The sequence below is a fragment of the Ruminococcus sp. genome, from assembly GCF_016283395.1.
In genome coordinates this window covers 1-24,696 of sequence record NZ_JAEEMU010000059.1, presented here as the reverse complement: position 1 = coordinate 24,696, position 24,696 = coordinate 1, and the positions used below count along the sequence as shown (strand labels likewise).

29 protein-coding genes and 2 tRNA genes are annotated in these 24,696 nt (G+C 46.1%); 14 read left to right on the top strand and 17 right to left on the bottom strand.

What is annotated here, in order from left to right; translation table 11 throughout:
* Positions 1–34: 34 nt before the first annotated feature.
* The 14 genes from QZZ41_RS15075 to QZZ41_RS15010 all read right to left on the bottom strand — a co-directional run bounded on the left by QZZ41_RS15075 (position 35) and on the right by QZZ41_RS15010 (position 10,843).
* A complete protein-coding gene (locus tag QZZ41_RS15075) occupies positions 35–634 on the bottom strand; it encodes a hypothetical protein (RefSeq protein WP_295074012.1) in 600 nt (199 codons plus the stop codon).
* Positions 635–768: 134 nt separating this feature from the next.
* Positions 769–1,233, bottom strand: a complete 465-nt coding sequence (locus QZZ41_RS15070; RefSeq protein ID WP_295074009.1) for a hypothetical protein — start codon at positions 1,231–1,233, stop codon at positions 769–771.
* 57 nt (positions 1,234–1,290) lie between these two features.
* Positions 1,291–1,899: a hypothetical protein gene (locus QZZ41_RS15065; protein WP_295074006.1), complete on the bottom strand. Its 609-nt coding sequence runs from the start codon at positions 1,897–1,899 to the stop codon at positions 1,291–1,293.
* Between the two features lie 46 nt (positions 1,900–1,945).
* Positions 1,946–3,241 carry a bifunctional glutamate N-acetyltransferase/amino-acid acetyltransferase ArgJ gene (gene argJ, locus QZZ41_RS15060; protein ID WP_295074003.1) on the bottom strand — a complete coding sequence of 432 codons (1,296 nt, stop codon included), beginning with the start codon at positions 3,239–3,241 and terminating at the stop codon, positions 1,946–1,948.
* On the bottom strand, positions 3,238–3,654 hold the full coding sequence (locus QZZ41_RS15055; protein WP_295074000.1) for a contact-dependent growth inhibition system immunity protein: 417 nt from the start codon (positions 3,652–3,654) through the stop codon (positions 3,238–3,240). Before QZZ41_RS15055 ends, argJ begins: the two co-directional genes overlap by 4 nt.
* A 38-nt stretch (positions 3,655–3,692) precedes the next feature.
* The gene (gene argC, locus QZZ41_RS15050; protein ID WP_295073997.1) at positions 3,693–4,646 is read right to left on the bottom strand and encodes an N-acetyl-gamma-glutamyl-phosphate reductase; all 954 of its coding nucleotides are present in this window, start codon (positions 4,644–4,646) and stop codon (positions 3,693–3,695) included.
* Positions 4,647–4,827: 181 nt separating this feature from the next.
* Positions 4,828–5,082 (bottom strand): hypothetical protein, encoded by a 255-nt coding sequence (locus tag QZZ41_RS15045; RefSeq protein ID WP_295073994.1) that lies wholly within the window; start codon positions 5,080–5,082, stop codon positions 4,828–4,830.
* A gap of 1 nt (position 5,083) precedes the next feature.
* Positions 5,084–6,463: an argininosuccinate lyase gene (argH, locus tag QZZ41_RS15040; protein ID WP_295073991.1), complete on the bottom strand. Its 1,380-nt coding sequence runs from the start codon at positions 6,461–6,463 to the stop codon at positions 5,084–5,086.
* Positions 6,464–6,508: 45 nt separating this feature from the next.
* The gene (locus QZZ41_RS15035; RefSeq protein ID WP_295073988.1) at positions 6,509–7,876 is read right to left on the bottom strand and encodes a DUF3887 domain-containing protein; all 1,368 of its coding nucleotides are present in this window, start codon (positions 7,874–7,876) and stop codon (positions 6,509–6,511) included.
* A gap of 17 nt (positions 7,877–7,893) precedes the next feature.
* Entirely contained in the window at positions 7,894–8,046 is a 153-nt protein-coding gene (locus tag QZZ41_RS15030; RefSeq protein ID WP_295073986.1) for a hypothetical protein, read from the bottom strand.
* Positions 8,047–8,090: 44 nt separating this feature from the next.
* On the bottom strand, positions 8,091–8,534 hold the full coding sequence (locus QZZ41_RS15025) for a nucleoside deaminase (RefSeq protein WP_295073983.1): 444 nt from the start codon (positions 8,532–8,534) through the stop codon (positions 8,091–8,093).
* A gap of 1 nt (position 8,535) precedes the next feature.
* Positions 8,536–8,952, bottom strand: coding sequence for a GNAT family N-acetyltransferase (locus QZZ41_RS15020; RefSeq protein ID WP_295073980.1), 417 nt, complete (start codon positions 8,950–8,952; stop codon positions 8,536–8,538).
* A gap of 173 nt (positions 8,953–9,125) precedes the next feature.
* Positions 9,126–9,605, bottom strand: coding sequence for a DUF3592 domain-containing protein (locus QZZ41_RS15015; RefSeq protein ID WP_295073977.1), 480 nt, complete (start codon positions 9,603–9,605; stop codon positions 9,126–9,128).
* 2 nt (positions 9,606–9,607) lie between these two features.
* Entirely contained in the window at positions 9,608–10,843 is a 1,236-nt protein-coding gene (locus QZZ41_RS15010; RefSeq protein WP_074714932.1) for an argininosuccinate synthase, read from the bottom strand.
* Between the two features lie 384 nt (positions 10,844–11,227).
* Between QZZ41_RS15010 and QZZ41_RS15005 the strand changes: the two genes are divergently transcribed.
* The 8 genes from QZZ41_RS15005 (at position 11,228) to QZZ41_RS14970 (ending at position 16,815) form a co-directional block, all read left to right on the top strand.
* Positions 11,228–12,172 (top strand): L-lactate dehydrogenase, encoded by a 945-nt coding sequence (locus tag QZZ41_RS15005; protein WP_295066569.1) that lies wholly within the window; start codon positions 11,228–11,230, stop codon positions 12,170–12,172.
* Between the two features lie 82 nt (positions 12,173–12,254).
* Entirely contained in the window at positions 12,255–13,430 is a 1,176-nt protein-coding gene (locus tag QZZ41_RS15000) for a malic enzyme-like NAD(P)-binding protein (RefSeq protein ID WP_295073974.1), read from the top strand.
* 228 nt (positions 13,431–13,658) lie between these two features.
* Positions 13,659–13,838: a hypothetical protein gene (locus tag QZZ41_RS14995; protein ID WP_295073972.1), complete on the top strand. Its 180-nt coding sequence runs from the start codon at positions 13,659–13,661 to the stop codon at positions 13,836–13,838.
* 329 nt (positions 13,839–14,167) lie between these two features.
* On the top strand, positions 14,168–14,347 hold the full coding sequence (locus tag QZZ41_RS14990) for a hypothetical protein (RefSeq protein WP_295073969.1): 180 nt from the start codon (positions 14,168–14,170) through the stop codon (positions 14,345–14,347).
* 46 nt (positions 14,348–14,393) lie between these two features.
* Entirely contained in the window at positions 14,394–14,594 is a 201-nt protein-coding gene (locus tag QZZ41_RS14985) for a hypothetical protein (protein ID WP_295073966.1), read from the top strand.
* 178 nt (positions 14,595–14,772) lie between these two features.
* Positions 14,773–15,972, top strand: coding sequence for a [FeFe] hydrogenase H-cluster maturation GTPase HydF (hydF, locus tag QZZ41_RS14980; RefSeq protein ID WP_295073963.1), 1,200 nt, complete (start codon positions 14,773–14,775; stop codon positions 15,970–15,972).
* A complete protein-coding gene (locus QZZ41_RS14975) occupies positions 15,969–16,358 on the top strand; it encodes a DUF2809 domain-containing protein (protein ID WP_295073960.1) in 390 nt (129 codons plus the stop codon). The genes hydF and QZZ41_RS14975 overlap by 4 nt, the downstream gene beginning before the upstream one ends.
* Before the next feature lie 109 nt (positions 16,359–16,467).
* A complete protein-coding gene (locus QZZ41_RS14970; protein ID WP_295073957.1) occupies positions 16,468–16,815 on the top strand; it encodes a type II toxin-antitoxin system PemK/MazF family toxin in 348 nt (115 codons plus the stop codon).
* 124 nt (positions 16,816–16,939) lie between these two features.
* Here the strand turns inward: QZZ41_RS14970 and QZZ41_RS14965 are convergent, their stop codons facing one another.
* A complete protein-coding gene (locus QZZ41_RS14965; protein ID WP_295073954.1) occupies positions 16,940–19,561 on the bottom strand; it encodes a cation-translocating P-type ATPase in 2,622 nt (873 codons plus the stop codon).
* Positions 19,562–19,865: 304 nt separating this feature from the next.
* Here QZZ41_RS14965 and QZZ41_RS14960 point away from each other — a divergent pair, with 304 nt between their 5' ends.
* The 4 genes from QZZ41_RS14960 (at position 19,866) to spoVAE (ending at position 23,304) form a co-directional block, all read left to right on the top strand.
* The gene (locus QZZ41_RS14960; protein ID WP_367267484.1) at positions 19,866–20,822 is read left to right on the top strand and encodes an AEC family transporter; all 957 of its coding nucleotides are present in this window, start codon (positions 19,866–19,868) and stop codon (positions 20,820–20,822) included.
* 11 nt (positions 20,823–20,833) lie between these two features.
* Entirely contained in the window at positions 20,834–21,583 is a 750-nt protein-coding gene (locus tag QZZ41_RS14955) for a hypothetical protein (RefSeq protein ID WP_295073952.1), read from the top strand.
* Positions 21,584–21,926: 343 nt separating this feature from the next.
* The gene (locus QZZ41_RS14950; protein WP_295073949.1) at positions 21,927–22,940 is read left to right on the top strand and encodes a stage V sporulation protein AD; all 1,014 of its coding nucleotides are present in this window, start codon (positions 21,927–21,929) and stop codon (positions 22,938–22,940) included.
* Between the two features lies 1 nt (position 22,941).
* Positions 22,942–23,304 carry a stage V sporulation protein AE gene (spoVAE, locus tag QZZ41_RS14945; protein WP_295073946.1) on the top strand — a complete coding sequence of 121 codons (363 nt, stop codon included), beginning with the start codon at positions 22,942–22,944 and terminating at the stop codon, positions 23,302–23,304.
* 5 nt (positions 23,305–23,309) lie between these two features.
* Here spoVAE and QZZ41_RS14940 read toward each other — a convergent pair whose 3' ends face one another.
* Positions 23,310–23,753, bottom strand: coding sequence for a DUF5680 domain-containing protein (locus QZZ41_RS14940; protein ID WP_295073942.1), 444 nt, complete (start codon positions 23,751–23,753; stop codon positions 23,310–23,312).
* Between the two features lie 217 nt (positions 23,754–23,970).
* On the opposite strand from QZZ41_RS14940, the gene QZZ41_RS14935 reads away from it, so the two are divergent.
* Both QZZ41_RS14935 and QZZ41_RS14930 read left to right on the top strand, forming a co-directional pair.
* Positions 23,971–24,047 (top strand) — tRNA-Met (locus QZZ41_RS14935).
* A gap of 4 nt (positions 24,048–24,051) precedes the next feature.
* Positions 24,052–24,123, top strand: a tRNA-Glu gene (locus QZZ41_RS14930).
* A 121-nt stretch (positions 24,124–24,244) separates the two neighbouring features.
* Here the strand turns inward: QZZ41_RS14930 and QZZ41_RS14925 are convergent.
* Entirely contained in the window at positions 24,245–24,607 is a 363-nt protein-coding gene (locus QZZ41_RS14925) for a tyrosine-type recombinase/integrase (RefSeq protein WP_295073939.1), read from the bottom strand.
* Positions 24,608–24,696: the final 89 nt, after the last annotated feature.

The window sequence follows — 24,696 nt, the reverse complement described above, 5'->3', positions numbered from 1 at the left end:
CCTCACCCCCTAAAATACAGTTATATCTGTCCGTTTATCTCATATTCTGTAAAAATCTTGCCTGTCTTATTATGATATCCTTGACCTCCTGCACTACCTCAGGTTTCTCTTTGATAGCCAGAATAACGGATTCGCTGTCACCGTTTTTGTGTCCGCTGGCATAAACTGTTTGATCAAGCTCTTCTATCTCAACACTGTTATAGTCATTCATAACAGCTTCCGACATATTATCCGAAAGCCTTGTATAAACGACCAACTGATTGAAACAGTTGAACATAACGTGCTTTACATCTTTAAGCTCAACGCAGGTAAGTTTTCTCCTCACAAGAATAAAGATACGTTTGTCCGTAACAGCGAAATATTTTTTCTTGTTATTGAAAGACTTTACAAATATAAATAAACCAATTATAAGGAAAGCTAAACCGCCGTAACGCTTTTCAAAAGCATCGTCATCTTTAGTAATACCGAACACTCCTAAGAGTCCAAATATTATAAGGGTTATTCCCATAATAAGTTTAAATCCTTCGAACTGTAAACTTTTGAATAACTTTATCTTAGGCTCCTGACTCCAGACAATATTTTCATCATAATCGAGATAAGCTTTAAATATTCCGTTATAATCCGAATAATCCATAACAATATTCCCTTCTTACAAAAGGAATTTTAATCTTTCCCAGTCGGCTTTTTAATTCATCAACAAATATCAGAACCCTGCATACGCTCGGCTTCTATTGCCTTATCATATGCATTGGCAATTCCTTCTGCACTTTATATTATATCCGCAGCTTTTTCACAGCCCTGAATATCATAGAGATTACGCCACCTCACGTTATATTCGTTGCTGTGATGACCAGGCCTTTTCCTTAAACGAGTAAAACAGAGGACAACAGTCCCCATATCACTGTTTTTCTTCTCCACCGCGACAAAAGATATATTATAATACGGTATCTCTTTATGCTTTTTACCTTTGAATATGAGTACCCTTTTATCGGTCAGCAGATATGCTTTGGGATGATTTATATACGAAAATACAACTATAGCTCCGAAAATAATGGCGTACCATGCTCTATGCTCCGTGGATTTCAGCATCATTCCCACCCCTCCGAGAATAAGTATAGCTCCGATAATGACGAAAATGCCATTGCGCAAATAGAACTTTCTCTCTTCAGGTATATGACTCCAGAGTATATGCTCGTCGTCTTTAAGGTATTTCTCAAATTCAATATCAGACATTTCTTTACCTCATATCTTTTTCGGAAATATCACCATACCGAAACTCTGTAAACTCTTTTATACATAACCATTATATATTCTTGCCTGACGTATAATGATATCCTTGACCTCTTCAACCACTTCGGCTTTTTCTTCCAAAGGTATGATATAAAAACCTCTTTCTTTATCAAAAAGCAATCCTGTTTCACCTGAATCTTTTTCGGTGATCCATGTTGCTTCATAAGTGTTGAAGTCAGCCGTCAAATCATTTCCGAACGACTTCGGAAGCTTTGTATAGACCAGCAGCTGGTTAATGCAGTTGATCATGACGTGCTTTACATCTTCCATGGGAATGGCAGTAAATCCATTCTTGCTTAATCTGCATATACGCCTGTCAGTAACGGCATGATACTTTTTATTGGACTTGAAAAAGATCACAACTACCCATATGCCAAACACAACGAACGCAAGCGGAGCGTATTTCTTCCCACTGTTAGCTCCTTCTTCGTTCAAAAACATGAAGCACAATGAAATACCTGCAAGAATAAAAGCAACTCCTGCAAAAAGTTCAATTGAATCAATATCTGTAAACTTCAATAGTTTATTCTTTGGTTCCTGACTCCACAGTATACTTTCACCAGGTTCGAGACGCTCGGCAAAAATACCGCTGTAATCTGTATAATCCATAAATATACCCTTTTATGACACGGGCTCAAAAGCCCTTTAAAAGTTATCAGCTTCTGTAATCTCCGTTTATCTTTACGTAATCGTAAGTAAGGTCGCAGCCCCATGCGATAGCCTTTCCCTGACCTTCGCCGAGGGAAATGAGTATCTTTATCTCCTCTTCCTGGAGTATCTTCTTTGCAAGAACTTCCGAGAACTCTATAACGTTGCCTTTGCGTCCGAGCGGGATAACTCCGCCTGCGGAAGCCATTTCGATATCAACCTTTCTGATATCGAAATCAGCATCAGCATAGCCAAGTGCGCAGAAAATTCTTCCTGCGTTTGCGTCCTCACCGAATATCATAGCCTTGATAAGGCTTGAACCGATAACGGACTTTGCCACCTTTTCAGCTATATCGTCATTCTCTGCACCTCTTACAGCACACTCAACAAGCTTTGTAGCACCTTCGCCGTCACGAGCCATCATTCTTGCAAGGTTCATCATGATAGTATAGAGAGCGTGTTTGAACTGCTCATAGCCCTCACCCTCGGAGGTTACAGGAGTGTTTCCTGCTTCGCCCGATGCCATGATGCATACCATATCGTTTGTGGAAGTATCGCCGTCAACGCTTGCTCTGTTGAGAGTTACCTTTACGGTATCGCTGAGGGCACGCTGTATCATCTCTGCTGAGATGTCAGCATCTGTTGTAAGAAAAGTGAGTGTAGTTGCCATATTAGGGTGTATCATACCGCTGCCCTTGAGCATACCACCCATTGTGCAGTTCTTTCCGCCCATTTCAAATGTTACGGCGATCTCCTTTTCCTGTGTATCTGTAGTCATTATAGCTTCGAGAGCGCGCTTGTTTCCGTCATAAGTAAGACCGTCTTTAAGCTCGCCCATAGCGTTTGCGATAGGCTCGATAGGGAGCACCTGACCGATAACGCCCGTAGAAGCTACAATAACATCATTTTCGTCTATTCCGAGAGCCTCGGCTGCGAGCTGGCACATCTTTGTTGCCTTTTCTACGCCGTCAGGATTACAGGTATTAGCATTTACCGAGTTTACGATAACAGCTCTTGCCTTTCCGTCCTTGATATGCTCCTTTGTTACGATGATAGGAGCACCCTTGACTTTATTTGTTGTATATACGGCAGCTGCCTGACACTCTTTGTCGGCAACGATAAGTGCAAGGTCGTTTTTCTTCTTTGCTGCTGGGATAGCATTGTTTGCAGCAGCATTTGCTGCGTCCATTTCACCAAGCGGCTTGTGCGCAAGACCGCACTGTACACCGTTTGCTCTGAATCCCTTTGCAGCACATACGCCGCCTTCTATAAATGTAACTCCCTGTAATTCTACAAGCTTCATGTGGTTTCCTCCTTGATCTTCTGAGCAAATTGAGTAATAATGCTCATATACTCTTCCTTTTCCTCATCTGAGCCGAACTGGTGGCACTTAGCCATAAGCCCTGCCTTTTCCAGCACAGGTCCCATCTGAGTATAGAACAGTTTCAGATACTTTTCCTTTCCCTTGTAAAGGTTGAACATAAGCTGTCCTTCAAACATTTCCCCTATAAACGGATCATCGCTCAGCATTTCTATAGCTCTCTTTATTGCTATGCGTGAGCATATCCTCTGTCTCAGCATACGGCTAACATCTGCAACGCTCAGCTGATCCTTTGTCTTTTCCATAATTGTGTTGAACCACTCATCAACAGTATAGTCGATGCCGTCATCCTCTATGAGGTCATACTCATAGATCTCTTTCAGTGTTTTGCTCATAGTTTCATTCCCCCCGAAATGATAATTTTCATGTTTAATCATACTAATCCTGTCGTTTCATCAATATTCATCATTATGTTAAGGCACTGTACAGCTGCACCGCTTGCTCCCTTGCCAAGATTATCAAGGCGTGAACAAAGAAGTATCTGCTCGTCATTGCCAAAAACAAACACCTGTAATTTGTTCTGTCCGCTGAGAGTATTCGATGCAAGGAAGAACGCTTTCTGCTCGTCAGCTGACATAAGAGGCATTACCTCTACCATTTTTGCACCCTCATAGTGCTTTGCATACATCTCATGTACCTGCTGTGCTGTGACCTTTTTATCCAACATTCTTGTCTGTATCGGCACACTTACTACCATGCCGCTGAAATAGTCACATACCATAGGATTGAACATTGGAGTGTATGTAAGTCCCGATACCGCTTTCATTTCAGGCAAGTGCTTATGCTGCTGAGAAAGCGCGTACTGACGCGGACTGTTGAACTCAAAGGGCTTGTCCTCGCCCTCATATACTGCGATAGCCTTTTTGCCTGCTCCGCTGTAGCCCGATGTAGCATATGCAAAAACAGGGAAATCAGCAGGTATTATCCCGTTATTTACAAGAGGATAAACTATGGAAGCAAATCCGCTTGCATAACAGCCCGGAACTGCGACTCTGTTCGATGTGCGTATCTTTTCCCTGTGAGCAGGTGAAAGCTCGGGGAAACCGTAAGCCCAGTCGGGATTTGTACGGTGAGCTGTTGAAGCATCGATAATACGTACATGGTCGTTATCCTTGTCAATGAACGATACAGCCTCGATAGAAGCCGCATCAGGCAGACAAAGGAAAACATAGTCCGCACTGTTGATAAGACGGGCACGTTCGGCAGGGTCTTTTCTCAGCTCCTCGCTGATCTTCATTATCTCAAGGTCTTTTCTGTCCTTGAAACGCTCCTGTATTTTAAGACCTGTCGTGCCTTCCTGACCGTCTATGTAGATTTTTACTGACATTGTTAATTCCTCCGTTTTTTCAATATGCTGAATTTATCGGGCTGTCGAGGACGCCAGCCCCTACAATTCTACTCTCTGCTCACTTGCGGGCGTAGGTCATGCGCCCCTACAGTGAGTCATTTATAATTTATGCGTTATTGACGGACTGCCAAAGGCAGCCACTACTATGCACTAATCACTCTTAATTCTTATTTTTTCTCTTATTGACTTTGCGCTCATACTTAGCGCGTTTGGGGTCTTCAAGGTCTGACTTGTCCTCAATGAAAGAGTGCCATATGCTTATTGCAAGTGTTATGGTAACTATAACTGCGAACCAGATTATATGCGTTCTCGGCATAACTGCTATCCACAGTCCCATAACAAGCTCACCTATTATCCATGTAACACCCATAAGGATAGTCAGTCCTATGATAAAGGTTATATCCTTTTTCTTCATATCAGAGATCCAGAGCCTTTTCTGCAAGCTTTATCTGCTCTCTTACAGCATCAGGCGAAGGACCGCCTTCTGACTTTCTCTCGCGGACGCAGGTCTCAAGACTTATTGCCTCATATACGTCCTTGTCGAAGAGATCGGTCATCTTCCTGTATTCCTCTATAGGAAGTGTTTCAAGTGTAAGACCGTCCTCGATGCATCTTGCAACGAGAGTACCTGTTATCTTGTATGCGTCACGGAAAGGCATACCCTTTTTAACGAGGTAATCAGCGCAGTCCGTAGCGTTTATAAATCCTCTTGCAGCTGCGTTTCTCATATTATCCTTGAGTACGCGCATTGTTGCAAGCATAGGAGTGAAAGTCTTTACGCAGAGCTTAACGTTGTCAACTGCATCGAATATAGCTTCCTTGTCCTCCTGCATATCCTTGTTATAAGCAAGCGGTATGCCCTTCATCATAGTGAGGAGAGTTACAAGGTCGCCGTTTACTCTGCCTGTCTTGCCTCGGATAAGCTCGGTAACGTCAGGGTTCTTCTTCTGTGGCATTATAGACGAGCCTGTAGCAAAAGCGTCATCAAGCTCAACGAATTTGAATTCCCATGAGCACCAGAGGATTATTTCCTCGGAAAATCTTGAAAGATGTGTCATAAGTATGGAGAGTGCCGAGCAAAGCTCGATACAGTAGTCACGGTCGGAAACACCGTCAAGGCTGTTTGGCATAGGAGCTGTAAAGCCGAGAAGGTCTGAGGTCTGCTTGCGGTTTGTTTTATAAGTAGTACCTGCAAGCGCACCGCTTCCGAGAGGACAATAGTTCATTCTCTTGCTTGTATCCTGCAATCTTTCCATATCACGGAGAAGCATCCATACATAAGCTAGAAGATGATGTGCAAATGTGATAGGCTGTGCTCTCTGGAGGTGAGTATATCCCGGCATTATAGTCTCGGTATGCTCTCTTGCCATGTTGAGAAGTGTAACGGCAAGCTCCTTTACAAGTGAGTATATCTCAGCTATCTCATCACGGAGATAAAGTCTTAGGTCAACTGCTACCTGATCGTTTCTTGAGCGGCTTGTGTGAAGTCTTTTTCCAACGTCGCCGAGACGTTTTGTAAGCTCGGCTTCGATGAACATATGGATATCCTCGGCATTCGGATCAAGCTCGACAGCTCCGTCTGCTATATCATTGCTTATCTTGCACAGCTCGCCTATTATAAGCTTGCTGTCCTCCTTTGGGATTATACCGCAGTCGCCCAGCATAGTTGCATGAGCTATACTTCCGCGTATATCATGTTCATACATACGTCCGTCAAATGAAATAGAAGAATTGAAAGCGTTGACGCCCTCATCTACCTGCTTTGAAAATCTTCCTGCCCACATCATATCTGCCATAATTATCTCTCCTGTAATACAAATTTCATATCCGATAAAAAATCATTATTTAACACTGTTTTTTACAAATTCAGCTGTATCGTCCATTACCTGCTTGTTAAGATGTCCGTCCTCATCACTGAAGAAATGTCCGAGACCTTCGTAAAGCTTGTATGTGCAATTGTCCTTTCCCTCAAGGTATTCCTTCCACAGTGGGAAGTCCTTGTCGGGGTATACCTGTACATCGGAATCGCCCTGTAAGAACAGCATGGGGATATCGAGACTCTTTGCAGTTTCGCCTATTTTCAGCTCCTTGAGGGAATTGAAGTAATTATATCCCCAGCCAAGGAGAGTTGCGTCCTTGTCATTGCCTTCCTTCATTACAGCTGCATCATCGAGCATTTCCTGTAACGAGTCCTTCTGTGCGCCGACTTCCGCATCATCTCTCTGTGCAGTAAGCTGGTCTATAATAACATCTGTAAGGTCTCTCGGAGTACCTGCAAGTGAGATTATACCCTGTACATCACTGTTTGCCTTTGCGATAGAAGGTGCAACGCAGCCTCCGAGACTGTGTCCCATTACGAATATGCCGCTTACCTTGCCATCGTCCGCATAGGACTTCGCAAGCTTTACAGCAGCTGCTGCATCGTCAAGTATCTCTTCTTCTACAGTATAGTTTCCGTCAGCTCCCAGTTCGGAATACTGATAAAATCTCTTGTTGTACCTTATGGAAGCAATTCCTCTTTCGGCAAGTCCGTGTGCCAGCTCGTTGAATGTAGCAAGCTCGCCGCTGCCCTCGTTCATATTGTGCTGACCCGAGCCCTGTATGAGTATCACTACAGGCGGCTTTTCGACATTCTTTGGCATAGTGAGCATACCGTCCAGCTCTTTTTCTCCTACCTTTATGCAGGTCTCTGCAAATGTGGCTGTTACCTGAGGAGTTATCTCCTCTTCCTCGGGATAAGTGAACATTATGCCCTCTATCTCGCCTTTTTCATTGAAAGCAAGCAGGAAATCAAAATCGGTCTTATCGAAATCAATTCCCGTAGTTACAATGGTCATGCCCTGCTGAGTTTCTGTCTTGGAGTCCTTTACGGCAATGAAATTGCCGCCTTCTTCTTTTATGTTTTTCCAGCCCTCCATGAGTACGCCCTCGGTGAGCTGTGCCTTGCAGTTTTCAGAAAACAGTTCCATAACAGGCTTGAAATCGTCATTTAAGATGTCATCAAGGAGCTTTCTCGAAAGCTCTACATAGTCAGTATCGCTCGAAGCTGAGGTAGTATCCTCTGTTGCAGCTTCCGTAGTAACTGCTGTAGTAGTTGCTGCTTCTGTGGTATTATTACTATCGGAAGTCTTTTTCTCTCCGCAGCCTGCAAGCAGCGATAAAGCTGCCATAACCGCAAGAACGCTTCTGATCTTTCTCATATCTGCCATTATAATTCTCCTGTAGCTCACTTTTTCTTTTTCTGCATTATATTCTCTGCTATGGAACAGCCAAGTCCTGTGAGCGCAATAATAAATGTAAAAAGTTCCATTCCCGTGCTGTTAAGCGTAAGGAATATTGCAAAAAGTATCAAAGCTATGCCAAAATTACCGCTTTTCATAATAGTTCTCCTTTTAGTGAGGTGATGTTGTATGAAGTAGTTTGTCAGTAGCTCTTTTTGTCGTTTATAGCACGGTATTCCTCAAATACTTCAAGGCACTTCTCACGTTCAAGCTCCTCGGATATATCCTCGTCAGACTCGTAGAAAACCTTGTCTCTGAAGCCGATACTGTCTGTATCAGCAATATTGCAGCCGAAATACACCTTTCTGATATTCGACCACATGACAGCTCCGCGGCACATGGGGCACGGCTCTGCGGTAGTGTAGAGCTCGCAGCCCGAAAGGTCATATGTACCGAGATTTTTGCAGGCATCTCGTATAGCCATTACTTCTCCGTGACAGGTAGGGTCATTCTGCTTTATTACCTCGTTATGCCCTCTGCCGACCACCTTGCCTTCTTTGACGATGACACAGCCGAAAGGTCCTCCGTGACCTGCGGTAATGCCTGTACGCGCCTCATCAATGGCTATCTTCATGAATTTATCCATATTATTTTACGTACTTATTGCGGTAAACAAGATCGGGTCTTGTGGTGAAGCCTATGTGCTCCCAGAAGCCGTTGCCAAGATCGTTGTATTCAAAAACAACGAGAGCCGTTTTCTGTATGCCCTCTTTTTCGAGAGCGTCCATAGCGTGGTTGACCAAGTCCTCACCGATACCGCGGTTTCTGTACTCAGGAGCAACTACAACATGGTGGAAGAAGCCTCTTCGTCCGTCATGACCTGCCAGTATCGTACCGATTATCTTTTCGCCGTCCACAGCAACGAAGCTTGTGGTGGGATTGCGTTTAAGGTATCTTGTAAAGCCTTCCTCGCAGTCGTCAACGGGGTTTGTGCCTTCGTGTTCTTTCCAGACCTCTTCAACGCCTTTCCAGTCATTGATAGTCATGAGCCTTATCTTCACCATAGTAATTCTCCTTTCCTTCAATTCATAATTCATAATGCTTAATTCATAATTATTGATCAGGAATACTTTCAATTATGCATTATGCATTATGAATTATGCATTCTATTAAATCGTAACAGGCAGGAGAAGGCTCCCCTGCCTGAAACTTATACATATTTTTCAAGTTTTTCTGCTTATTCGCTGACCGCATTTGCTATTCCGAAGAACATGAATGCGCCGACTATAAACAGTATGACATAATAGCCGAAAGCCCATTTTATGCCGTTCACCGCAGACTGCTTCTCACTGCCGTCAGCAAGGAGAGCGCGTCCCGAATCAAGGCTGTCGTAGTACAGCTTTACAGTATCGCCTGCTTTCAGACGCTGATGTACGTCTATAAGCTTTGCCTCCTTTGTGAATGTAACTCCGTCAGCCACATATTTCAGCGTGACATAGTTTATCTTCTCGGAGACCTGTGGAGAAACACTCTTTACAGTTGAAAAATAGGTAAGAGTATTTTCTTCAACAACTGCATCGACTTCAACAGGCTGGCCTTCAAAGCTGTCGGTGGTGTTTTTTTTAAGGGCGATGATATTCATAACGAGATACACCGTTATGCCGATAAAAACTGCCGCTATCACCAGCCAATAAAACACCCACAGAAAGCTTCCCATGATTACTTGTTGTTTCTCTTTTTGTCCAGCTGAGCTCTAACCTTTATCGGGAGACCGAAGAGGTTGATGAAGCCTGCTGCGTCAGCCTGGTTGTAAACCTCGTCCTCATCGAATGTAGCAACTTCCTCATCATAGAGTGTGTATGGTGAAGTTACGCCTGCATTGATGATGTTGCCCTTGTAGAGCTTGAGCTTAACATCGCCTGTAACTCTCTCCTGTGTCTTGTCAACGAAAGCTGTGAGAGCTTCACGGAGAGGTGTGTACCACTGACCGTTGTATACGATATCAGCGAACTTGATGCCGAGGTACTGCTTGATACGTGCAGTTTCCTTGTCAAGTGTGATTGTTTCGAGAACTTCGTGAGCGTGGTAAAGGATAGCACCGCCAGGTGTTTCATATACGCCTCTTGACTTCATACCAACGAGACGGTTCTCAACGAGGTCTGCAAGACCGATACCGTTCTCGCCGCCGAGCTTGTTAAGAGCTGATACCATTTCAACACCGTTGAGTGTCTTGCCGTCGAGCTGTGTAGGAACACCCTTCTCGAAGTGGATAGTGATATATGTTGGCTTGTCAGGAGCGTCGATAGGAGATACGCCCATTTCAAGGAAGCCCTTCTTCTCGTACTGTGGCTCGTTTGCAGGATCCTCAAGGTCGAGACCTTCGTGTGAAAGGTGCCAGATGTTCTTGTCCTTTGAGTAGTTTGTCTCTCTGTTGATCTTGAGCGGGATATTGTGAGCCTCAGCGTAGTCGATCTCTTCGTCACGGCTCTTGATGTCCCATTCTCTCCAAGGAGCGATTATAGCCATTTCAGGAGCAAAAGCCTTGATAGCGAGCTCAAATCTTACCTGATCGTTGCCCTTACCTGTACAGCCGTGGCAGATAGCGTCAGCACCCTCTGCAAGAGCGATCTCAGCGATACGCTTAGCAATGATAGGACGTGCAAATGATGTACCGAGCATATATCTGTTCTCGTAGATAGCGCCTGCCTGTACTGTAGGATAAACATAGTCCTGAATGAACTCTTCCTTGAGGTCAGCGATGATGAGCTTTGAAGCACCTGTCTTGATAGCCTTTTCCTCAAGTCCGTCAAGCTCTGTGCCCTGTCCTACGTCACCTGAAACAGCGATAACTTCACAGTTATTGTAGTTTTCCTTGAGCCACGGAATGATGATAGATGTATCGAGTCCGCCTGAATATGCCAGAACTACCTTTTTGATATCCTTTTTGTTTGCCATAGTAATTACCTCCTGAATATAAACGCATAAACTTTGCGTGGATTTGCAATATAAATCTATTATACTACATAGTAAAATAATGTCAAGTATATTTGCATAAATATTCATTATTTTCAAAAATATTCACTTTATTTTGCATATTATTCATTTTAAAATCGGATTTTTTAATTGGTCGGGCTAATCACCGCCTATTATCCGCAGAGTGAAAAAGCTTTGTTAAATGTTACTGCCTTTTGTATGAATTTACGATTTTTGCAATAAAGCCGCGTTTTTGCTTGATATTTTTCACCTTTGTGTTTATAATAATAAGTACATATAGCTCTGCAAAATGAAAAAAAGATATGATGTAGGCAGAGTCCACCGAGATTTATGGAGGTTAACATAATGGCTGAGAAAAACGGTACAAAGATAACTATACTTGGCGCAGGCAATGTCGGCGCATCTGTTGCTTATACATTCGCAGTAGCAGGTACCTGCTCTGATATCGTTCTTGTTGACATCAACAAGGCTAAGGCAAAGGGCGAGGCTATGGATATACGTCAGGGCGTTTCATTCGGTGAGAACGTTGAAGTATTCGACGGCGGATACGAGGACGCTAAAGACTCCGATATCGTAGTTGTCACACTTGGTCTTGCAAGAAAGCCAGGTCAGACACGTCTCGACCTTGCTCAGACCAACGTAAATATCATCAAGGAAGTAATGCCTCAGGTGGCTAAATACGCTCCCGATGCTATCTATGTAGTTGTCAGCAATCCTGTTGATATCCTTACATACACTATTCTGAAGTGTACAGACCTCAAACCTAATCAGGTTATTGGTTCGGGTACAGCTCTTGACACTTCAAGACTTCGTTCCATAATCGCTGACCACGTAGGTCTCAGCCCTAACAGCATCCACGCTTATGTATTCGGCGAGCACGGCGATTCATCATTTATCCCATGGTCTATAATGAACATAGCAGGCGTTCCTGTTGATGAATACTGCGCAGATCAGGATCACGCAGACCTTGATGAAGATGAGATCATCGACGAAGTCCGCAAGGCAGGCGCAGAAGTCATCAAGAGAAAGGGTGCTACTTTCTATGCTATCGCAATGAGCGTTAACAAGATATGTGACACTGTTCTCCGTGACTCAAAGAACATCTTAACGGTTTCTACTATGATAAACGACAGATACGGTATCAGCGATGTATGCCTCAGTCTCCCATGTGTTATCGGAAGCAACGGTATCGAGAGAGAAGTCTCACCAAAGCTCAACGATAAGGAGATAGAGAAGCTTCAGGCCAGCGCAAAGGCACTGAGAAGCGTTATTGACCAGATCCAGTTCTGAGAAACCGCAAATAAGCATTTTCGCGGAGAACTCTTATGTTCTCCGCTTTTTTAAAATTAAGACACTGAAAGGAATTTAAACCATGAATTATGCAGAAGAATCCCTTAAAAAGCACAAGGAATGGCAGGGCAAGATAGAAGTTATCTGCCGTGCTCCTCTCGAAACAAGAGACGACCTCTCTCTCGCTTACACTCCCGGCGTTGCACAGCCATGCCTCGAAATACAGAAGGACGTTGACAAGAGCTATGAGCTCACACGCCGTTCAAATCTCGTTGCTGTAGTTACTGACGGTACAGCTGTTCTCGGTCTCGGCGACATCGGTCCTGAGGCTGGTATGCCTGTTATGGAGGGCAAGTGCGCACTCTTCAAGGCATTCGGTGACGTTGACGCAGTCCCGCTCTGCGTTCGTTCAAAGGAAGTTGATGATATCGTTAATACAGTACGTCTCCTTGCAGGCTCTTTCGGCGGCGTAAACCTTGAAGATATCTCAGCTCCGCGCTGCTTCGAGATCGAGAAGAAGCTCAAGGAGTGCTGCGATATCCCGATATTCCACGACGACCAGCACGGTACAGCCGTTGTTACTCTTGCTGCTATGCTCAACGCTCTCAAGGTAGTCGGCAAGAAGCTTGACGAGATAAGAGTTGTTACAAGCGGTGCAGGCGCAGCAGGTATCGCTATCATCAAGCTCCTCATCTCTATGGGACTCAAGGACGTTGTTCTCTGCGACAGAAACGGTGCTATCTACAAGGGCAGACCTGAGGGCATGAACCCAATGAAGGACGAAATGGCTGAGATAACAAACAAGCAGATGAGAAAGGGCAGCCTCGAAGAAGTTATCAAGGGCGCAGATGTATTCATCGGCGTTTCAGCTCCCGGCTGCGTAACTCCAGAAATGGTAAAGTCTATGGCTGACAAGCCTATCCTCTTCCCAATGGCTAACCCGACTCCCGAGATCATGCCCGACCTCGCTAAGGAAGCAGGCGCAGCTGTTGTTGGTACAGGCAGAAGCGACTTCCCGAACCAGATCAACAATGTTCTCGCATTCCCGGGTATCTTCCGCGGTGCTCTTGATGTTCGTGCAAGCGATATCAACGACGCTATGAAGATAGCTGCTGCAAAGGCTATCGCTTCATTCGTTACAGACGATAAGCTCAGCGCAGATTACATTATCCCAAGCGCACTTGACAAGACTGTTGCACAGGCTGTAGCCAAGGCTGTAGCTCAGGCTGCAAGAGATACAGGCGTTGCACGTATATAATGCACAGTGCAGCCGCTGATTTTATCCCCTGATTTGTCAATTGCACAAAAATCTTCTCACAAATGTTGATTTTTTGGTAGGAATATGTTATAATTGAGCCGTACAGTTTTCTGCTTTACGGCTCATTGTATTTCAGAGTACGGAAGTAAGGGCTGACAGTTATTAAACACTTTAACCGTTAGCTTTATAAAAAAAAATAAATTCAACAAATCAAGGAGAAAAAACACTATGAAAAACACTATGAAAAAAACATCTAAAGTTCATCTTATAAGTCTGATCGGAACGATAATCAGCTTTATAGTACTTGTTATCTCTCTCGTTACACAAAGCTTCCTCATGGCACAGATAGTCTTAGGCATAGCTTGTGTATTCTGTGTTGCTACATTCCTGACTGCAAAACAGAAGTGAATAATAAGGCTAATACCTATATTATGGCATTTATAGGCAATATCACACTATTCGGACAGTCCCGGCTGTCCATACAAAGCTAACGGTTCGGGCGCACTCTCTGTGCGCCCATATATATTGCCCATTTATGGTTAACGCTGTAACGTTGCACGGGCATAATGTGTTATTCGTATGCGTAATTTGCGGACGACCTATGGTCGTCCATACAATCTAATCACTAAGCACTAAACACTAACAACTTGCATAATATTGGAAAATATGATATACTAAAGCCGTGGAGCGCTTCGCTCTGCAACTATTACTTTTACTATTTAACGGAGAATAAAACTATGAAAAAATCAAACAAGATAATTTTAATGATCTCAATAATCGGCGCATTGGCTTGCGGTATATCCTTCGGTATTGCTTTGACAAAAAGCGATAATATGATAGCTCAGATAGCTTTCGGCTCAGCTGCATTTTTCTGCCTTACGACAGCTGTCACGGCTGCTAAAAAAGGCAAGATCTAATTAAATCAGCCTTATTTCGGAGGTCTTATTATGAAATGCCCTGAATGTGGAAAGGAATGCCGCAAAGGTTTTTATCGAAGCTAAAGACGGCGGAAGTATCACTCAGCTGTTCACATCGATGATATGGTATCCCGAAGATGAAAAGGACAAAATGATAAGAAAAAACACAGTTCACCTCTCACTGCGCGGTGAGGGATATTACTGCGATGAATGCATGAAGGCCATCGGCATTTTCGCTGAGAAGTAGCGCAGAGTCTGCGCCCCCTTGCCAAGTTGCCGCTTGCATGCTCGCGGGCGGATAATATCCGCCCCTACAATATACTCATGTTGCTTGCATTGTAATTCGTGGGCTGTCGAGGACGCCAGCCCCTACAATTCTACTCACTTGCTAACGGCTAAGGGCTATACAAAAAGGATTGATAAATATGAGTTTAAACGATACACCCTCATCGGAGAGAGTCCACATCGGCTTCTTCGGTAGGAGAAATGCAGGAAAATCCAGCGTAGTAAACGCTGTTACAGGACAGGAGCTGTCCGTAGTTTCCGATGTCAAGGGCACTACCACAGACCCCGTCACAAAGGCTATGGAGCTTCTCCCACTGGGTCCTGTTGTGATAATAGATACTCCCGGCTTTGACGACGAGGGTACTCTCGGAGAAATGAGAGTACGTAAAACAAAACAGATACTCAACCGCACAGACCTTGCTGTGCTCATAGTTGACGGCACTGTCGGTCTCACCGACACCGAACGCCAGCTCATCGGTATTTTTGAGGAAAAGGATATCCCATATCTCACGGTATACAACAAGTCCGATATCGCAGAAAACCGTGTCTGTCAGGACAACGAGATAGAAGTAAGCGCACTTAAAGGCGAAAACATATACGAGTTGAAAGAGCGCATTGCCGCACTTGCGAAGCTCCCCACAGAGGAAAAGCGAATTGTCGGTGACCTGCTCAGTCCAAATGATATGGTGGTACTCGTTACTCCTATCGATGCAGCTGCACCAAAGGGACGAATGATTCTGCCGCAGGTGCAGACTCTCCGCGATGTACTTGACGCTGACGCAATGGCTGTATTCACAAAGGAGTTCCAGCTTGCGGATACTCTTGGCAAGCTCAGTGCGCCGCCGAAAATGGTCATCACCGACAGTCAGGCATTTGCTATGGTCAGCAAAATAGTTCCCGAGGACGTTCCCCTGACTTCATTCTCGATACTCATGGCACGTTACAAGGGCTTCCTTGAAACTTCAGTAAAGGGCGCAGCTGCCATAAAGAAGCTGAAAGACGGCGATACCGTCCTCATATCCGAGGGCTGTACTCATCATCGCCAGTGCGGAGACATCGGCAGTGTGAAGCTGCCTGCACTTCTGAAAAAGACTACGGGAAAGGCCCTGAATATCGAGCTCAGCTCGGGACGTGAGTTCCCTGAGGACCTGTCAAAATACAGTCTCGTTATACACTGCGGCGGCTGTATGCTCAACGAGCGTGAAATGGTCTATCGCCGCAAGTCCGCAGAAGATCAGAGCGTACCGTTCACAAACTACGGCATAGCCCTTGCACTTATGAACGGCATACTCAAACGCAGTCTCGGCTTATTCCCCGACCTTGCAGGTGAGATAGAATGAAAGCGCGGCTGCCCTATATAATCGGCTTTGTGCTGCTCACAGCTGTGGAAGTGTGCATAGGAGTGTTCTATTTCAGCCACTTCATACGCTCATATTTAGGCGACGTCATCATAGTGTGGGTGCTGTACTGCCTGTTCCGCTCGTTTGTGCCGAAGAAATTCAGCTCCTACGGTATAGCAGTTGGTATACTCATATTCTCCTTTGCTGTGGAGTTCCTGCAAAAGGCGCATATCGCAGATATACTCGGCGTTGAGAACAAGCTTCTGCGCATAATCATAGGCACAAGCTATGCCACTGAGGACTTATGGTGCTATGTGGCAGGAACTGCCGTTACAATACTGGAAATATGGCTGTTTAAAAAGCTGTCCGCGCATAAAGATACATAAACAAAAAAGCTCCCGAGAGCATATAATGAATTGAAGCTGCATAAACTCAGCCGTTAAGGCAATAATACAGACAGCGATACACATTCATTATATATCGGGAGTAATTTTTATGTCAGTCAAACGAGGAGAAATATACTACGCCGACCTTAGCCCCGTTGTAGGCTCTGAGCAGGGCGGTGTAAGACCTGTACTTATAGTCCAGAACGATGTCGGGAACAAACACAGTCCCACGGTCATAGCCGCTGCAATAACCAGTCAGCGCGACAAGAGCCGCCTTCCCACACATATCGAAGTGCAGGCGGATAAATGCGGACTTGCAAAGGACAGCGTTGTCCTGCTTGAACAGATACGGACTATCGACAAACGCCGTCTTAAAGACAAAATGGGCGAGCTTGACCTCAATTCCATGAATAAGGTGGATACCGCCCTTTCAATAAGCTTCGGCTTGGAGATTTGAGCCGTTAGCCCTTAGCCATTAGCCGTTAGCCTGTAGGGGCGAGCGGAACTCGCCCCTACAATTATGAATTATGAATTATGAATTATGAATTAATACAACCGCTCATACATTCTCAACTCTCAACTTAAAGGCGAACAACGTTCGCCAGTACGGGTACTGCAAAGCTGAATCCCAATGCTGCAAGGAGCTGCATCATATCGGGAGTTACCGTGCTGAACACCACCTGTAACTGCGGTATCATAACGGCTGCCGCAAGTGCTGCCACCGACAGGAAGGCTGCTCCTACAAGCTTCATATTGCCGAAAGGATTCATGCGGAACACCGACCGTCTTTCGCTGCGGCACTCGAATACGTGTATGAGCTGAGACACCACAAGTGTGATAAGAGCGGCGGTGCGGCAGGCTTCAACAGAGCCGCCCAGACGCATGACCGTTGTGAAGCTTGCAAGTGTGGAAAGTCCGATAAATATTCCGCGTATGACTATCTTCCACATAAGTCCCCCTGCGAAGAAGCCCTCTCCCGAACGTCTCGGCGGACGGCTCATTATATCGCTCTCGGGCGACTCCATACCCAGTGCCACAGCAGGGAGTCCGTCAGTGACAAGGTTCACGAGGAGTATCTGCACAGGCAGGAGCACCACAGGCATTCCCATTATCATGCCCAGGAACATTGTCAGCACCTCGCCTATATTGCAGGACAGGAGATACCGCACAAATTTCCGTATATTGGCATAAACGCACCGTCCCTGCTCAACTGCATTCACGAGAGTTGCAAGGTTGTCGTCCATGAGTATCACATCTGCCGCCTGCTTGGTGACATCAGTTCCTGTAACGCCCATAGCTACGCCCACATCTGCTTCCTTTACCGCAGGAGCGTCATTAACTCCGTCACCTGTCATAGTCACTATCTCGCCGCGCCGTTTGAAGCTCTTTACTATGCGCAGCTTATGTACGGGCTCGACACGGGCAAATACCGTATATTTCCCGATATCACGGTCAAGCTCCTCATCTGTGAGCTTATCAAGCTCCGCGCCTGTTATAGCCTTGCCGCCTTTGAGCAGTCCTGCTTTCTTTGCAACTGCAACGGCGGTATTTTTATGGTCGCCCGTTATCATAACAGTCTTTACTGACGCAGAAGCACATTTGCGTATAGCTATCTTTGCTTCCTCACGGGGAGGGTCTGTCATGCCTGCAAATCCCAGGAATACAAGGTTTCCGCGGTCTGGAGCAAAGCTTTCGGAAGTACATACCGCCAGTGCAAGGACTCTCAGTGCCTTGTCGGACATATCCGCAGCCCTTTCCTCAAGCTCTCTGCGGACTGCCGCCGTCATGGGAGCTGTACTGCCGTTTTCGTCCATATACTGCGAACATCTCGGCAGCAACACTTCCTCCGCGCCCTTGAAGTAGATGCGCTTTTCACTTCCCCACTGACAATGCATAGCCATAAAGCGTGTCTCGCTGTCAAATGGGTATTCCTCCATAACACGGCAGTTCCCCGACAGCGATTCCCTTGTGATACCTGCCTTTGCAGCAGCTATCAGAAGTGCAGCTTCCGTAGGATCGCCCGTTACCTTCCATTCGCCTTTACCTGCAAGTGTGCCTCTGTTGCGGCTCTTCGGAGTCTCCTGCGCACTTATCTCCGCCGTAGAGCAGACCACTCCGCACCGCAGAGCTTCCGTGAGAGCCTTTTCGGTAACGGGATTTACGGCGATATTGTCCCCTTTGGTAACTGCTCCGCTGACTCTGTAGCCCATGCCGCTGAACCCATAATTTTCCGACACTGTGGAAAGCTCCGTAACTGTCATTTTGTTCTCGGTGATAGTACCCGTCTTGTCGGAGCATATCACCGATGTACAGCCGAGTGTCTCTACGCTGTGGAGCTTGTTCACAAGTGCTTTCTGTTTGAGCATACGGCTCACAGCCAGTGCAAGGGCAATAGTCACCGTTGCAGGAAGTCCCTCGGGGATAGCGGCTATAGCTATGGTTATGCCCGTCATCAACATATCAAAGGTATTTTCGCCTCTGAGCACACCTGCTCCGAAAACTGCTGCACACACCACAAGGCAAATTATGGCTACTATCTTTCCAAGCTCCGCAAGACGCTTTTGCAGGGGAGTTGCTTCACTGTCGATACCCGTCAGCATTTCCGATATCCTGCCCATTTGGGTATTCTTTCCCGTTGCTATTATCTCTGCACGGCAGGTACCCTTTACGGCAGAAGCTCCGCAGTAGACTATGTTCGGCTTATTCAGTGAGTTGTCCCTGTCGGTGGTATCACCTGCGGTCTTGCCTACTGCTGTGGACTCACCCGTGAGTATGGACTCATCGGTGAAAAAGCCTGCCGCTTTCAGTACAACTCCGTCCGCAGGTATTCGGTCGCCTGCTTCAAGCTCGATGATATCTCCCGTTACAAGCTTCGCCGCGTCTATTTCCGTTAATTTCCCGTCACGCCAGCATTTAGCCGTGGGAGAGGTCATGGAGCGCAGGGCTTCAAGGGTATGCTCTGTGCGGTACTCCTGAACGAAGCCCAGTATCGCATTAAGCAGCACTATGAGTATTATAGTCACCGCGTCGGTTATCTCTCCAAGGAGTACGGATACCACCGTCGCCGCAAGAAGTATCATCACCATTACGTCCTTGAACTGCCCCAGAAATATCTTCACAGGAACTGCTTTCCTGCTCTCTCCGAATACGTTTTCACCCTCGGTCATGAGCCTTTCGGCTGCTTCTTTTTCTGTAAGTCCCATATCTTCACCCTTTCGCGTAGCTTTGTCCTTACATCATATTCCAGTCCCCCTTTTATTATGACTGTTCAGTGGTTAGTTGTTAGTGATTAGTGCATAGTGAGCACTTAGCCATTAGCCACTACACCACGTTCATGCTATTTGCATCGTAAGTCTTACACGGGCGCGCGGAACGCGCCCCTACACTTCTACTTACTACTCACTAATAACTATGCACTAATCACTATTCACTAACAACTAAACCGGTTGCACCGGTGGAAAAAATATGCTATAATCAAGGTGTAAATAACATAAGGTAGTGATATTTTTGTTCCTGGAAAATCTTATATTCAGTCTCAACGCCACTGTGCCAGTATTCATGATGATGATATTCGGCTGGTTCGTACATAGAGTTAAGCTCCTTGACGACCACTCAACGGCACAGATAAATAAATTCGTATTCCGAACACTTCTCCCTGCACTGCTGTTCATGGATCTTTCTACTGCGGATTTCCGCTCCGTATGGGACGGCAGGTTCGTACTGTTCTGTATGTGTGCGACTGTTCTCAGCGTAGGCATTGCAGTGCTTTACTCGATCTTTACAAAAGAACGCTCCGAGCGCGGTGAGGTAATACAGGCTTCTTACCGAAGCAGTGCCGCTATACTCGGTATCGCTTTCGTTAACAATATCTATGGTCATTCCACAATGGCGGCTCTTATGGTAGTGGGAACTGTACCGCTTTACAACATCATAGCCGTGACAACTCTTGCCGTAACATCTCCCGACAAGGACAAAAGCAAAGGCAAGAAAGCACTTGCTCTCAGCACATTCAAAAGCATTGCCACGAACCCCATTATCCTCGGCATTATCGTCGGTATCACATGGTCGCTGCTGAAAATACCGCAGCCTGTGATACTCAGCAAATCCATTACATATCTGGGAAATATGGCTACTCCCCTTTCGCTCATAGCTCTGGGAGCTTCTGTGAAATTCGGCGAAGCAAAGGGAAAGCTGCCCGTTACAGCAGGCATAGCCTTTATCAAGCTCATTCTGTTCTGTTCGATATTCCTGCCTGTGGCTATAAAGCTGGGATTCCGCGGTGAAAAGCTCATCGCTATACTGGTAATGCTCGGCAGCGCGACTACAGGAAGCTGCTTCGTAATGGCAAAAAACCTCGGTCACAAAGGCACTGTTACAGCCTTTGCCGTTATGCTCACCACTCTGTGCAGCGCGTTCACGCTGACAGGCTGGCTGTTCATACTGAAAACACTTGATTACATTTAAGGAGTGATATCATGCCATACTGCACACAATGCGGCAGACAACTCCGTGACGGAGAAAAATGCGACTGCACATCAGCTTCACCAAGGCAGGGCTACAGCAACGCTCAGCAGCCATATGGATATCCGCGGCAATACGGACAGAATATGAACCGCGGTATGCAATATCCTCCGCCGCCGAACTATCCGCCGCCTTATGAGCCATATCCCTATCAGTACATATCCTATCCGCCTGCAAAAAAGAGCAATGCGTGGATATGGGCGATAATCATACCCGTTGCAATATTCATAGCTATAACCATTGCTATCTTAGTACCTGCTTTCAGACAGGCAAGGGAGAAAGTCCGCCAGACAGACGCAAACAGCTACGCTTACAACATCAGCAAAACAAGCGGACAAATACTTTCCGAACTGAACAAAGAGGAAGAAAATATCAAGGGACTCTATATCATAAGCTCCGATCCCGAGTCAAATGTGGCAGTTCCATTCGATACGGGAATTTTCTACGAGCGTATGAAAGAATACTTTAGCAGCGCAGATGAGCGTGAGTACTTCATCATCGTCAGAAACGGCAAAGTCGAATATACAGCCGCTTCTAAGAGCTGGACAGACCGCTCAAAAGCTGTGGCAAGCTATCCGTCAGGCAAAACGACTGCAAAACGCTACGACCTCAGCGGATACAGCACTAAGGAAAGAGAGTCCGATACCCTCGATATCCTGTACTGGGACGCATACGACCAGATATTCTCAGTGACAAGTGATTAGTTGTTAGTGGTTAGTGGTTAGTGCATAGTGATTAGAATTGTAGGGGCGCACATTGTGCGCCCCTTTTGTTTTATGTGATAATTAATTTATGTGTTTAATGTTACTTGCATTGGTTCTCACGGGCGAGCGGAACTCGCCCCTACAGCGTGCTAATGCAAATTGTATTGTATGGCTCGGGCTGATGTGGGCATCAGCCCCTACAATTCTACTTACTACTCTCTACTCACTTGCTAACGGCTAAGGGCTCGGGCGGATAATATCCGCCCCTAACTAATCACTAATTGACTTTTTTGTATATTTACAATTTTCCGGTGCATAATAACTCCGAAACGGAGGTATTATCATGGCTAAACGTATCGACAAGGGAGTTTTTCAGTTTGAGACTCCCGTAAAAATAGAAAGCTTCGCATCTGTTGTGGGTGAAAAAGAGGGACAAGGTCCGCTCGGCAGTTGCTTCGATGAAGTGGTAAGCGACAGCCATTTCGGAAAGGCTACGTGGGAACAAGCAGAAAGCCGCTTCCAGCTCGAAGCTGTGGGGCTCGCTCTGCGAAAGGCTCAGCTCACCGAAAATGACATTGACATAATATGCGCAGGCGACCTCATAAACCAGTGCATAGGTTCGGCTTACAGCATGAGAGAGCTGGCTATCCCCTTTCTCGGACTATACGGTGCCTGCTCTACAATGGCTGAGGGACTCCTTATAGCTTCGATCCTCACCGACTGCGGTATTGCTGAACACGCGGCTGCTGTGACCTCTTCCCACTTCTCAACAGCTGAGAGACAATTCCGCTTCCCCCTTTCCTACGGCGGTCAGCGTACTCCCACAGCTCAGTGGACCTGCACCGCTTCGGGAGCTGTCATACTATCCCGTGACAAAGGCTCTGCCACTGTGATAGGCGGCTGCATCGGCAGGATAGCCGACCTTGATATCTGCGACATAAACAATATGGGCAGCGCAATGGCTCCTGCTGCCGCAGATACTATCTCACGCTACCTGTCGGCAACGGGTACTTCCCCTGCGAATTACGACTTCATCATCACAGGCGACTTGGGTATAGTTGGAAGCAAGCTCCTTCTCGATATCCTTATGAAGCAGGGCATTGATATCTCGGCTCAGCACCGCGACTGCGGCGCAATGATATTTGATCCCGACTCTCAGGACACTCACTGCGGCGGCTCGGGCTGCGGCTGCGGAGCAAGTGTGCTTTGCGGAAACTTCCTGCCGCTCCTCGAAAAAGGAGAAGTCCACGATATACTCTTTGCAGCCACAGGTGCGCTCATGTCACCCATGTCAATGCAGCAGGGCGAAAGCATACCTGCTATCTCACATTTAGTCCATATAAGAAAGGAACGATAATATGCTCTGGGATATCATTAAAGCTTTCCTTGTTGGCGGTGCTGTATGCGCCGTAGGACAGCTCCTCATCGACTTTACCAAACTCACGCCTGCACGTATACTCACGGGCTTCGTCATAACAGGTGTAATTCTCTCCGCTCTCGGACTTTACGAACCATTTGCGGACTTCGCAGGCGCAGGAGCTACAGTGCCCCTGACGGGCTTCGGTCATCTCCTTGCCGAGGGCATAAGAAAGACCATCGAAAACGATGGTCTGCTTGGTATATTCACAGGCGGTCTTACCGCAGCAGCAGGCGGCGTCACCGCTGCTCTTCTCTTCGGACTGATCGCTTCTTTCCTGTTCAGGCAAAAGGATAAGTCCTGAGCCGATTATTTTATCAGAGTGCCGTGATAGTGACATTCATATATAACTTCGCCTTTGTACGCTATCACTTCATACCCCTGAAACCACCCGAAATCGCCTTTGACTGTGCTTTTGTAGGTGTAGTCTCCGTTACTGTACTCGGCAGGTCCTCGGAATGGCTTGTCCGCAGGGACGAGCAAAAGTGCCTCTTTCAGAAAATCGCCGCTGAAAGGCTCTCCTATGACCTGCCCTGCGTAATTCATACTCCAGTAGGGCTTGCCGCTTATCCATAAAGCTTCCTCACCTGCGAAATGCGCTCCGCCGAGGTATGTATCGAGGTATCTTAGCTCCCCCTCAGTGTACTCTAAGTCGTGAGACTCGGGACGCGATGAGACTGTCTCCGCACCCTTTCCTGCATATGTTGCCTTTTTCGCACGTATAAGAAACGACTTTATTTCATCTGTTCCCATTTTCTTCCTCCCAAATCAAAAAATTCATTACATTGATTTTATCATATATCAGCAGTGTTGTCAATCCGTCTGTTGTAAAATATGCTCTTCAACAGTGCAAGCAAAGCCACTGTTTTGTGCAAGTCTACAAAACAATATTTTTTTTCGCGTTTATGCTTGACTTTTCACCAATTCTGTAATATAATAATTTAGTCGCAGGTGACGGCAATAAAAATATGGCGGCATAGCTCAGTTGGCTAGAGTACTCGGTTCATACCCGATTGGTCGTTGGTTCGAATCCTACTGCCGCTACCATTATGGCCCGTTGGTCAAGAGGTTAAGACATCGCCCTTTCACGGCGGAATCATGGGTTCAATTCCCGTACGGGTCACTTAACACGATTCTCGGAAACAGCGTAATATCGCGGTTTCCGAGTTTTTCTTTTATACTAAAAATCCGCTTTGTTCTTTATCTGTTCATTATTCATGAATTGCGGATTTTTGAGCCAGAGGTCATGTGCCTTTTGGCTCATTTTTATTTGTGCGAAAATTGAGCGCTGAGCTAACCGCATCTGAGACTTTTGCTCTGGATTCTTCCAGCATATGACAATAAATGTTGCTCGTTGTAGAAACCGTCGAGTGTCCCAACGCCCCTGAGACCGTCACGATGTCCACACCCTGGTTGACAAGGAGCGATGCGAACAGGTGTCTGAAACTGTGCAAGCCGTAGAATGGAAGATCGTGCTTCTCGCAGAACTCACCAAGCCAGAAATAAGGTGTGCCGTTCTGCATAGGTTCACCATTCCATTTAGTATTGACAAAAGCATATTGCTCTGATATTATCGGTACTGATTTCCTTTCCTGTTGCTGCTTCACAAAGCAGCTGAATGATATAGCTCCTTAATTTTAGCATACAGCTATGTATTAGTCAAGTCAGCGTTTCGTAAGTATTTACCCTGTTACAA